Below are 12584 nucleotides of genomic sequence, written 5' to 3'. Positions count from 1 at the left end.
TCTATTACTCCTTCAGCTCAGCTTTCCACCGTGTTCATGATCGCAACAGTTCGATTCGACTTGATGAAATACTGCTGCGCGACTCGCTGGACATCCTCCGGGGTGACCGCATTGATCCGGTCAAGCTCCCGGAACATCTCACGCCAATCCCCCCAATACAATTGGTATGCGCCGAGCTGGAACGCCATGCCATCGTTGTCCTCCAACTGACCGACGAACGAGGCTTTGTTGCGTACTTTTATCTTATCCAATTCTTCTGCGGAGATTTTGAGGGCCTTGACCGAGTCAATGATCCCAAAGACAGCCGCCTCACACTCCGCGGCAGTGTGCCCAGCCGAAGGAACCGCCAGGACCGATCCCATGGTCGGATACTTGTCACCCGGATAGCCAGGGAATGCCTGCACCTGTACCGCGATCTTAGATTCCTTCACCATCGCCTCGTACATCACCGAGGTCCGTCCGGAAGTCAAGTACTCCAAGAACGCTTCGATCGCCGGGCGATCGGGATGAGTCCGTTCCGGGATCTTCCAGCCCGCAATAAAGATCGGCTGTGAAGGATCCTCTAACACGACCCGCTTCTCACCGATCTGCGGCGGCTCGATTGTCGCTATCAGCTGCGGTTTCGGCTTGTACGGGATACGGTTCCAATATTTCTCTGCCAGCGCGATCGCGTTTTTCGGGTCGACATCACCAACGATGACGACTGTCATATTGGACGGTACATAGTATTTGCTGAAGAATGCTTTTGCTTCTTCACGAGAGTAATACTGGATATCCGACATATGTCCTACACCTGAAACGCCGTACGGGTGCGCCTTGAATGCCAGCGATCCATACTCCTCAAGTAGTCGCCCGATCGGATTGGATTCGATCCGCATCCGGCGCTCTTCCGCCACCACATCCCGCTCTTTGTACATTTCGCGGAAAACCGGATTGAGGAACCGCTCTGATTCCAGCATCATCCACATCTCCAGCTTGTTCGACGGGAGCGAATAAGTATACATCGTCCAGTCGTACGCGGTCCCGGCGTTCATTCCTACGCCCCCTTCGCGCTCGACTATGTTGCCAAATTCGTTCGAATTGACATAGGCGTACGATGCTTCGCGCGCCGCCTCGTAGTCCTTCTGAAGCTTGGCGACCAGGACAGTGTCCGTCAACCGCCCTTTGTTTCTCTCCGCTCGAAGTAACATGAACAGGGAGTCTTCAAGTGCGATTGCCTTTGCCTCGGCCTTGTAATCCTTGGTCCCCAGGGTAGTCGTCCCCTTGAATGCCATATGTTCGAACATATGTGCCAGGCCGGTGTACCCTTTCGGGTCATCCGCCGAACCGGCATTGACCCATGTGGCAAACGACACCACCGGGGCGTCGTGACGCTCCATTACCAGTATCTTGAGACCATTTTTCAGGGTATGCTCTGTCACTGTCTTCTCGACCGTACTAAAGTCAAAAGAGAAGACCATACCGCCCAATGCGACTACCATTGCCAGGCAGACCATCGACGGCCAGAATGTACGCTTCATCATGCGCTCCTCCATGGATGAGTGAGTTGGTGAAATTTGTAACAGAATAAAGAATAGCGAGACCCGACTGTCAAGCTTTCTCGCCGCTTTCTCAATCCTAACTTTCTAATAAACCTTGGGTTACGGACTATTCCCGGCGGCTCGCCCGACGGCAATGTCGCTCAAATCCGTCCTCTTTTGGATTCGCGGGAAGATTCCCGTTTCTCACTGGTACTCAGCTTAGAAGAAGAAATTCACCGAACTGTGAAAGTGAGGAAATGAGCCATGAAACAAACCTGCATCATCTGGATCATGCTGGCAGCCGGCCTGCTGGTCGGTGTCACCGCCGAACTCGTTTTCGGCGCGCCTGCCGATGCCAATCTCTCCGGACGCGTTATTGAAAGTGGCAGTGGCGCCTCTGTTCCCGGCGCCCTGGTTACCCTGATGGGGGAGGGGCGGCAGGCAGTATCGGACAAAGATGGCCGCTTCCTCATTACCCAACTTTCTCCGGACAGTTACAGCATTTCCATCACCGCCAATGGCTATGAAACCGCCGAACGGCATGACATTGAAATTCTCTCCGGCAAGACGACCTCGCTGGTGATCGAATTGATCCCGTTGCGAGGCAAGGCAAAAAAACAGGAGCCTTCGGCCACCGGAAAGGATGACTACAAATCTTCGACTGGCAATGTTGACATTAGTGAAGATGAACACTCAGCGACGCAGAAGCAAAGCACATCTCCCGAGCGGTCAGTTATCCAAAAACTCTTAACCCCGTTCTACGGTCCGACTCAAGCCTTGAATGACAAAGAAGGCCGCACTGAAGATTATCTGAGTTCAAGACCGGCCGAGCGGCCCCGGAATGAAGAGTATGACTCCTATCACCGCCCGTATCCCGAAGACATGTTTTTCCACGATTACGGCACGAATCGGTTCGTGGATACCCGAAAGGACCACCTGTCGACCTTTGGTCTCGATGTTGACGATGCTTCCTTTACTCTGGCTCGCACCTTTCTGTACGATGGCCAGCTTCCGCCGGCCGATGCTATCCGTGTCGAAGAATTCGTCAACCATTTCGATTACGGCTATAACACTCCGGACCAGTCGAAATTCCGCATCTTTACGGAGATGTCCGGTTCGCCGTTCGACCGTCGCTCGACGCTTCTCAAGATCGGCATCAAAGGGGCGCGAGATCTCAGAGTGGGAGCGCAAACCGCTCAACTTGACCTTGGTCATCGATGTCTCCGGTTCGATGAACTACGGCAACCGTATCGAACTGCTCAAGCAGTCGCTCCGGATGTTGATCGAGCAGTTGGATCACAATGACCGGGTCGGCATTGTGGCCTACGGCGCCAAAGCATTCATCGTCCTTGACCCGACCAACGGCGACAACAAGCGCCAGATACTTCGTTCGCTTGACCGCCTCCAGCCGAGTGGCTCAACTTATGCCGAGGCCGGCATTCGCCTTGGCTACGAGATGGCTAATCGCCAGTATGTGAACGGCCACAACAATCTGGTCGTTCTCTGTTCCGATGGTGTCGCTAATGTCGGCAAGACCGACCCGGATGACATCATGCGCGACATCAAGCAGTTTGTTCGCAGGGGAATCACCATGTCGACTTTCGGGTTTGGCATGGGGAACTACAACGACGTATTGCTTGAACGCCTGGCCATCAATGGCAACGGTAAGTATGCCTATATCGATACCGAGGATCAGGCGCGCAAACTGTTCGTCGATGGTCTGGTCGGCACGCTGCAGGTGCTGGCCCGCGACGTGAAAGTCCAGGTTGATTTCAATCCGAACGTGGTTTCACAGTACCGCTTAATCGGTTACGAGAATCGCGCCATTGCCGACAACAAGTTCCGCGACAACCGCCAGGATGGCGGCGAGGTCGGCGCCGGGCACGAAGTCACCGCATTGTATGAAGTGATTCTAAAGCAGGCCAAGCCGGCGGCCAAACTGGCTACCATCTTTGTCCGATGGAAAGATGCCGATCAGTCTGAGGTCGTTGAACTGACGAAGAATGTGCAGGCAGGGAAGGGGATCCCGCGATTTGAGTCGGCTCGCGCCGAATTCCGTCTCGCCGTGATCGCTTCACGTTTCGGCGAAATGCTGAAAGAGACCAGATACGGAAGCAACACCAGTTTTGAAGACCTGAGCCGCATGGCCCAGTCGGTCCGCCGTCAACTGCCGAGCGAGCAAACCAACGAGCTGGTTGACCTGATCGATCGCGCCGCGTCACTCGCCGGTTATTTCTCCGACGATGATTCGCGCGATGATCACCGCGACTATCGCGGCGATGCCAACTACAAACGATAACCCTCCAGTCGATCCTCTCTCATACCCCGCCCGCTCGGCTTCACCGCCTGGCGGGCGGTCCTTTATCAGCAAAACGGGCCGATCTCCATTGAGACCGGCCCGTCGTTTATTGCCAATTTGGACTCTGCTATCACCACCAACTGATCATCTTCGGCTTCGGAGAATCAGTCAGATACTCATTCCGGGGCACTACTCGCGCAGTGATTCCCAGTCGTCCGGATTCCTTACAAACCACCTCGCCGTGATACTCGAAAACGTTATCCGATGGAGGATTGGATGCCTGTCCGTTCAGTCGTGCCTCAACCGGCGAAAACGTCACCAGTTGCTCTTGTGAGGTCAACCGCCCGGCGACAACCTCGACCCGCACATCCTGCGGCTTGATCCCATCGAGATACACGTGCAGTTTGACCGGGATACGCTGACCGATATTGACCGATTGCCCAAGTTCCGGCATGTCGATATCGCGGATCTGGATCTTATCCCAACTCCCCTGAACTCGTTCTAACCAGGAAGTCAACTTGCGCGCTTCGGCATAATGATCAGCCGAGAGTTCTTCTTTCTTGCGCATCGTCGGAATATAGAAATTGTCCGTGTACTCCATGGTCATCCGCGCCGCCGAGAATACCCGGCCCGCCATCGAGATCGATCCCTTCATCTTGGAGACCCATTTGTCGGGATAATCTCTGGTCTCGCGCTCATAAAAGAGCGGAATGATCTCTCGTTCCAGCGTATTATAGAGCGATTCTGCTTCGAGCCGGTCGCCGATCTCTGAATTGTCGTGCTCTTCACCATTGCCGATCTTGAACCCGGTAGCTTCGGAATATCCTTCATCCCACCAGCCATCCAATACCGAGAAGTTCAAGGCACCGTTGATGGCCGCTTTCATTCCCGATGTCCCCGAGGCCTCTTCCGGCCGACGCGGATTATTCAGCCAGATATCCGATCCCTGCACCAAATAGCGTGCAACATTAATGTCGTAATCCTCCAGGAAGATCACTCGGTTCCGGAATCGATCCTGATTGACAAACCCTATCAGCTTCTTGATCACTTCTTTGCCCGGGTTATCCAGTGGATGGGCTTTCCCCGCCAGGATAATCTGCACTGGCGCCTTGGGATTGTTGACGATCCTATCCAGACGGTCCGGATCGCTAAAGATCAGATAGCCACGCTTGTATGTCGAGAACCGTCGAGCGAACCCGATCGTCAGAACCTGTGTATCCAGGATATGTTCTACTCGTTGAATCTCAAACTGGGTTGACTGACGTTTACTGAGTTGCTGGGCCAGTCGCTTTCGCGCAAAGAAGATCAACCGCTCGCGACGTTTACTGTGGATGCGCCAGAGTTCGATATCCGGCACCTTGGTCACTTTGTCCCAGATCTCGGGCGAGCCGGGTCGCTCGGTAAAATGGGGGCCAAGATATGATTCGTATAGCTCGTTCATCTCGTGCGAGATCCAGGAAGACAAATGCACGCCGTTCGTGATACCGGTAATAGGTATCTCATCCTTAGGCAGACCCGGCCAGATATTGTGCCACATCTCGCGCGATACGAGTTTGTGTAACTGTGACACGCCATTGTTGTGGGCCGAATATTTCAGCGCCGCCACCGTCATACAGAATGTCTCGTTTTCATCCATCGGGTTGACCCGACCGATCGAGACAAAATCTTTCCAACTGATCCCTAACTGCTTAATGAAATCGCCGAGGTACCGATGCACCAGCACCGGATCAAACCGTTCATTTCCGGCCGGCACCGGCGTATGAGTCGTAAAGACAGATGTCGCCCAGACATACTGCGAAGCTTCGTTAAACGTGAGGCCGTCATCCGCCATCAGGCTCCGCAACCGCTCCAGCGCCAGAAACCAGCTATGCCCCTCATTCATATGATAAACACCGGGAATCACTCCCAGCGCTTTCAGGGCACGCACGCCGCCGATCCCCAGGACGATCTCCTGACGGATCCGCATATCTTTGTCGCCACCGTACAGCACCGAGGTAATCTCGCGCGCTTTAGTAGAGTTCTCAGGAATATTCGTATCCAGCAGATAGAGGGGGATATGACCGACTGTTACTTTCCAGATCTGACACTGCACCGGCATGCCGTCAAGATCAACGGTCACTCGTAGCGGTTCATCATGCCCGTTCTTGACCAACTGAACCGGCATATGATACCAGTCGTTTTCTTCGTAGCGCTCCTGCTGCCAACCATCGGGGGAGAGGATCTGCCGGAAATACCCATATCGATAAAGCAGTCCTACACCAACCAGCGGCAACCCAAGATCCGATGCGGATTTGAGCGTATCGCCAGCCAGCACACCCAAGCCGCCCGAGTAGACTGGAAGTCCGGTGTCCAGACCGAACTCCAGAGAGAAGTAGGCGATCTTCTGATCTTCCATATCCGGATATTTGTAGTGGAACCACTTCCGGCGATTGTGATAGTCGACATATTTCTGATAAACTCGGTCAAGAGAGACCAGGAATGCTTCATCCTGGGCCGCTTTGGCCAGCGCTTCCTGGGGCAGGCGTGACAGCATCTCAACCGGATTCTGGTAGCAGGCCTCCCATAGTTCGGGATCGAGTCGAATGAATAGCCTGACCACCTCAAAATTCCAGGAGAACCACATATTGTGGGCCATCTCCTGCAAAGGCTTCAGTTTATCGGGGACAGTGGGGAGTACGAGTACCTGTTTAACGCGCATGGCCTATCCTTGTGCTGGTCCTATCAATTGTGCCGTAGTTCGTCGACTTTATATGTATCGAACCTAACCGTCACAAGTTAACCTGCATCCTTGCATTTAGCCGTAATTCGGGCCTTTTGCCCCGTTCTCGGCTCAAGTCGTTTTCTTACATGCCGATTGATAGATAAATAGCTTAACGACCGCTGCCAATTATTATTTTCCTTTTGGCGGGTCAAAATTGTACACTAAGGACTATGGGCAAAACACGCAAGAGATTAGGGGTGCTGACGGGTGGTGGAGACTGCCCGGGGCTAAACGCCGTTATTCGCGCCGTCGTCAAGACCGCTGAAAACGAATACGGTATGGAAGTCGTCGGATTCCTCGATGGCTACGAAGGGCTTGTCCAGAACCGCTTTAAGGTGCTGGACATGAAGGATGTACCGGGGCTCCTCTCCAGAGGAGGCACCATTCTCGGCTCCTCCAACCGAGCTGATCCATTCCGTTTCCCCGTCCTCCAGGGGGATGATTACGTCTATCTGGACCGTTCCACTGAAACAGTCATGAACTTCGAATCTCTTGGCCTCAACGGTCTGATCGCTATTGGTGGCGACGGTACTATGGCCGCCTCGGCCCAACTAGCCGAAAAGGGACTTCCCATCGTCGGCGTTCCCAAGACCATTGATAACGACCTGATGGGGACTGACCAAACCTTTGGTTATGATTCCGCACTCCAGACCGCTGTTGAGGCGATTGACAAGATCCATACCACGGCCCAATCGCATCACCGCGTCATGATCATCGAAGTTATGGGGCGTTACGCCGGTTGGCTCGCCCTTGGGTCCGGCCTGGCGAGTGGCGGAGATATCATCCTTTTGCCCGAATTCCCGTATGACCTCGATGCGATCGTCGAACAGATCAAATTGCGCAAGTCACAGGGCAAGAACTTCTCGATCATGGTCGTTGGCGAAGGTGCCAAACCTGCCGGCGGTAATATGACTGTAAGCAGAATGATCAAGAATTCTCCCGATGCTGTCCGCCTTGGAGGCGTCTCCCACCGCATCGCCGCGCAGATCGAAGCACTGTTACAGTTGGAGTGCCGCGTCACTATCCTCGGCCATCTGGTCCGTGGTGGTTCTCCGTCGGCATATGACCGCCTTCTGGCGACCCGTCTCGGTGTGGAAGCCGTTCACCTTGCCGCCAGGGGAGAATATGGCCGCATGGTTTCGCTGCAGAAAAATGAAATGACGTCTGTGCCGCTTACCGAGGTCGCCGGGAAATTCCGGCGAGTCACCGCCGACCACGCCTGGATCAAGATGGCCCAGTCGATCGGCATCTGTCTCGGAGTTCCACACGACGTTCCATTGGAAGAATATCTGAGTACCGTGCACCCATAAGCGGGGGAGAAGGTTTACCCTTTCCCCGCGAAGCAATAGGACGCTGCATGTCAAGGAAGACTAAGAACGGGACTACTCCGGTTGACCGGAATAGAATGACCGAGCGACTCAAAGCGTCGCCGGCCTACCGCATCGCATACAAAGACATCGATTTCCTCAATACGGGAGAACTCCGCCCAGTCCGGCTCCAATTGGAACTCCTCAAGCCGGAAACTACTTTCATCGAACAGAAGATCGACTCGACTATCGTCGTTTTTGGTGCAACCCGCATTGTCGAACGAAAGCAAGCTGCTCTGCGAGTGGCCGAACTAAAAGAAGCGATTCGCGCCCACCCTCGATCCGCTATTTTGAAGAACGACTTGGCAATAGCCAATAGGGTCCTCGCCAAATCCCGCTACTACGACGAGGCGCGTGAATTTGCTCGATTGGTCTCGCTGGATTCACAGAGACAAAAGGGTCGCAAGAAGCGCGAATACGTGATTGTGACCGGGGGAGGACCTGGCATTATGGAGGCCGCCAATCGGGGAGCCTTCGATGTCAACGCCAAGTCGATCGGCCTCAATATCACCCTGCAAACCGAGCAGGAACCCAATCCCTATATCACGCCGGAACTCTGCCTCCAATTCCACTACTTCGCCCTGCGCAAAATGCACTTCATGCTTCGCGCCAAAGCGATGGTCGCATTTCCCGGCGGTTTTGGAACGCTCGACGAGCTGTTCGAGGCCCTAACTCTGGCCCAGACACTCAAGGTCAGGTCGTTGCCGATCATTCTCTTTGGGGAAGAATACTGGAAGCGGTTGATCGATTGGGATTATCTCGTGTCCGAGGGAACCATCGATGCCGAAGATCTCAAATTGTTTGTCTATGCTGACAATGCGCGCGATGCCTGGAATTATATCAAGTATTTCTTCCGGACAGTAGAAAACGGTAACGGCAACAGCACCTACATGGCGGGTTTTGATTCGCAACAGCTCCAGCCCGCTGATCTGAGCAGCCGGTTTGCCAGCGTCATTTCGCCGCTGTTGTCGGGTCGCCGAAAAGCCAAATCGAAGAAGTTGTAGTTACTTCAGCAGGAACCCGCGCTTCCGCAGATATTCAAGCATATGCGGCCGAAGAGCCGCCGGTGCATCATTGGCCATGCGTCGGGCAGTATGCTCCGACCAGGTGTACGGTCCCTGGAAATTCGGATACTTCTCGGGCTGAACCTCGCGCCCTTGTAAATGGCCAAACTCCTGAAGTCTTCCGTCGTACTCATCAACGCCAGCCAGCACATCTTCGGCATGATACTTTTCTACATGCCTGACAGCCTGCAATGAGAGACGCGGTTTGACCTTTGGCACGGCTTTCGGAAAGCCCAGGGACATCCCCATTACCGGGTAAACCAGGTCTGGAAGCTCCAACAGGTTGGAGATTTCCTGAATCCGATTACGTACCGCCCCGACCATCACGCCTCCCATTCCGAGCGCCTGCGCCGCCATGAGCGCTCGTTCCGCGACCAGCGCTGTATCGATCGTGGCGACCATGAAGATCTCGGCATACTCGCTATTGCAAAGGTAACCGGCTCGCTCTGAGATCTTTCGCAATCGAAAGAGATCCGCACAGAACACGAGGAAGAGGGGGCAATCAATAATGTGCTGTTGATTCCCCGACCATTCGGCGACCCTGGCCTTGGTCGCCTGGTCCCGGATCGTGATGACGGAATAGGCCTGCAAATTCGACGATGTCGGCGATTGCTGCGCCGTCTCTATGATCAACTGCTCTTCTTCCGCCGTTATCTGCCGATCGGTAAACTGTCGCACCGAAGCATGGCTCTGCAGAAATGCCATCAGCTCATTCATGGATAATCCCTTCACGCATAAAAAAACGGACCGAATGCCCTCATTCGGTCCGTTAGTATACTATCAGAAATGATCAGCGCAAGTTTCAACCGCCGATGCCAAAGGACATTCCCGACTGGAATGTCCGCTGGGCGGAACGGGCTGCCTTGATCTGGCGCACCACTTCTTTGAAATGGGCTCGCGTCATTTCGTCGACCCCACCGGCGACCGATGCACGCGTCGCCGCCCCCTCGATCACCTCGAGATCGTTGGCCGCCAAAGTCCGCGCATCAGAAGGATACGCCGCCGGCGTACTCAAATAGATGTCGATCAATTTCTGCAAATGCGTCAACTGCAACTGACGGCGGAAGCTGTTGGTCGAGGCCGGCGAGGCCGCCTCCGTCCAGATCATCTTCCGACAATCAGAGAACATATCGAGCATGGTGTACTTTTCTTCGCCAGCTTTGTACCGCTCGATATTGTTAAGGAGCCGACCAACCGTCAGTGGGCTGTACAGCTTGTCGATCGAGTTCTTCTGAACCATCATCACCATCTGGTGGAACGGATAATCCACTTGCGAGACGGAGTAGACGGAGAAGGCAAAGTCCGGATGGCGTTCCGGTGCCAGTTTGTTCAACAGGTCGGCCGGGAGATCGTACGCATCGGATGAGAAGACATAATCCCGGAGGAACTGCATCGCCCGACGCTGATCGGCGGCTGAAACCGGCTGGAACGGAAGTTTCCCATCCGGGTCGCCAATGTGGCTGCGCGAGTGGTACAATCCACCCACATACTTCGGCGCCAACTGTGACGATTCGATAAACGACCGCCACCCGCTCTGGAACACCGACATAAGTTTCTGGTACCGGGTCCCCGGTACTTCGAATTTCTTTATCGCGTTGGTCCACAGCTCACGCGTCAACTTGATCTTGTGCGTCGCATAAGCGAGAGGGTCGCTCCCCTGGTCAAACAGATTCGTCAACGGATCGATCGATTTGGGGCTTGATCCAAACGCATCTTCATCTGTTGCATAAATGGTACCGAGAGTAGTCGCCCGTGAAGCGATCTTCTCCAACGGGATCTTTTCCTCTTCCGGCGTCTTTGCGCCAAAATCGGTGTACGCATATTCAATGACCCAGTTGTCGTACGGTCCCGGCACCGTAGCGTAGAACTCGCCCTGCGGACGTCCCGCACCGCCGATATTGGCCGGCGTGTAGTCCATCACGGTGCCGCCGGTGGAATTCACTCTGGTGAAGTTCTTGTCGGCAAGCTGGTCCAAGGTATAGATCGTGGAGGCTTTGAAATTGTGACGGAATCCGAGCGTGTGCCCGACTTCGTGAGCCACCAGTTCAGTGATGTACTGATTGACATATTCCTGCGTCAGGGAGTCTTTGTCGATAAAGTCACCCATCGTCGTCAGCAGATAATTCAGACCGAAAGCTGCATGCTCCACTGATTGCGACTCATAGTCGCAGAAGTGCGGGTTATCAGCGCGCATCTCTTCAAGCGCTTTCTGCACCGCCGTCTTTTCCTGGCCATACTGACCGTCAAAAGTTACCGGTCCGATCCAATTCTCCATGGTGTTAAACATGGCGCGAATGAAATCGACCCCGACGCGGATATCGGCATCATAGATCTGACCCGTGAACGGATTGGCGCGGCTCGGTCCTACCGCGTACGTGCCACCCGGGATCATGATCCAGCGTACCGTGCTGTAACGCACATCCGCCGGATCCCAGGTCGCCGTATCTTCCATCTGCTTGGCAATGATCGCATTCTTAAATCCGGCCTTCTCAAACGCCGGCTGCCAGAACTCGATCCCCTTTTTCACCGCCTCACGGTACTCCATGGGAACCGTGTTCTCGATCCAATAAACGATCGGCTCGACCGGCTCAGAGACCGATGCCGCCGGATCCTTCTTCTTCAGATTCCAGCGATTGACATATCGAACGTACGGGCTCTCCGTGTCCAGTTTGCTGTAGTCCTGGTATAGGGTCAGGAAATGACCCACGCGGTCATCCGCCAGTCGCGGCACATAATCACCCTCGGGCAATGCCGAAAGAGAATAGTGATACGTATGGTACATGCTGGTGCCGTTCTGCAGGCTCGGCGCAGATTGTGTTCTGACCGTGCGATAATGCAGTCGGATATCCAGTTCTGAATTCAATGGGAATGACTTGATCGTCTCGTAATAGCTGTTCTCCTTATCAAAGCTGATCGCCGTCTGGCCGAGCTGTCCAAGGAAGTAACTGATATTCTCAGCATCGCGGATGAAATAGCTCGACGGATCGATCAGGATCGCTCCGGCCGAATCAGGTTTAGACTCGATCTTGAATGACGCGATCAACGCGTCGGAGATCCCCGCTTCGACCGCCTTGTGCAATGTGGAAGAAGTGTCGGCACGGAAACGCAGATTCTTCTCCATCAACATCACCTTTTTCCCGACCCGCTTCAAATAGAACGGGTAGGTGTCGCTCATGGAGCCGTTATCAAAAAAGGCTCCCTCGGACTTGGAGATCGTGGTACCGCACATATACACTTTGTCGTACTGGTCAGGCTTGATCGACATGTACATGGCGTTGGTGTTGGTGTCGACATAGAACGTGAAAAGCCCGCTGATCACCACGCGATCCTTGATCAGGTCCGCAAATGGCTTCTCGGCATCTTTGGAATCCCCACCAGGTCTGGCCGGTTTATCGGCCATCGGCTTTTTCAATCCGGTCATGGTGTAGACCCGGCGACCGGCGAACGATGTCTCGGCGCTGAGCAAGAGGCATGCTGCCACGAGGGCAGACATGAAGACGCGATAAAAACGCATCGGTTGTCTCTCCTTGGTTTTAGTTCTGTGTTTCGTCAATTTGGTTTGTGCACGGTTAT

At 54.3% G+C, this 12584-nt stretch carries 8 protein-coding genes; 4 read left to right on the top strand and 4 right to left on the bottom strand.

Annotation, left to right across the window (positions count from 1 at the left end):
* Positions 1-17: 17 nt before the first annotated feature.
* Positions 18-1523 carry an insulinase family protein gene (locus tag IPH75_05485; GenBank protein MBK7141511.1) on the bottom strand — a complete coding sequence of 502 codons (1506 nt, stop codon included), beginning with the start codon at positions 1521-1523 and terminating at the stop codon, positions 18-20.
* 261 nt (positions 1524-1784) lie between these two features.
* Here IPH75_05485 and IPH75_05480 point away from each other — a divergent pair, with 261 nt between their 5' ends.
* Positions 1785-2825 (top strand): von Willebrand factor type A domain-containing protein, encoded by a 1041-nt coding sequence (locus tag IPH75_05480; GenBank protein MBK7141510.1) that lies wholly within the window; start codon positions 1785-1787, stop codon positions 2823-2825.
* On the top strand, positions 2752-3819 hold the full coding sequence (locus tag IPH75_05475) for a DUF3520 domain-containing protein (protein MBK7141509.1): 1068 nt from the start codon (positions 2752-2754) through the stop codon (positions 3817-3819). The genes IPH75_05480 and IPH75_05475 overlap by 74 nt, the downstream gene beginning before the upstream one ends.
* A 130-nt stretch (positions 3820-3949) precedes the next feature.
* Here the strand turns inward: IPH75_05475 and glgP are convergent, their stop codons facing one another.
* The gene (gene glgP / locus IPH75_05470; GenBank protein ID MBK7141508.1) at positions 3950-6517 is read right to left on the bottom strand and encodes an alpha-glucan family phosphorylase; all 2568 of its coding nucleotides are present in this window, start codon (positions 6515-6517) and stop codon (positions 3950-3952) included.
* A 233-nt stretch (positions 6518-6750) separates the two neighbouring features.
* On the opposite strand from glgP, the gene IPH75_05465 reads away from it, so the two are divergent.
* Complete coding sequence (locus IPH75_05465) at positions 6751-7890, top strand: 6-phosphofructokinase (protein ID MBK7141507.1); 1140 nt, start codon at positions 6751-6753, stop codon at positions 7888-7890.
* A 95-nt stretch (positions 7891-7985) separates the two neighbouring features.
* Positions 7986-8951: a TIGR00730 family Rossman fold protein gene (locus tag IPH75_05460; protein MBK7141506.1), complete on the top strand. Its 966-nt coding sequence runs from the start codon at positions 7986-7988 to the stop codon at positions 8949-8951.
* Here the strand turns inward: IPH75_05460 and IPH75_05455 are convergent, their stop codons facing one another.
* Together IPH75_05455 and IPH75_05450 are read right to left on the bottom strand one after the other, a co-directional pair.
* Positions 8952-9728, bottom strand: a complete 777-nt coding sequence (locus IPH75_05455; protein ID MBK7141505.1) for an NADPH-dependent oxidoreductase — start codon at positions 9726-9728, stop codon at positions 8952-8954.
* A gap of 85 nt (positions 9729-9813) precedes the next feature.
* Positions 9814-12525, bottom strand: coding sequence for a zinc-dependent metalloprotease (locus IPH75_05450; GenBank protein ID MBK7141504.1), 2712 nt, complete (start codon positions 12523-12525; stop codon positions 9814-9816).
* Between the last annotated feature and the right edge of the window lie 59 nt (positions 12526-12584).

Source organism: bacterium (assembly GCA_016708025.1).
Classification (GTDB): Bacteria; Zixibacteria; MSB-5A5; order GN15; family FEB-12; genus FEB-12.
This window is presented reverse-complemented; position numbering and strand designations above follow the sequence as displayed.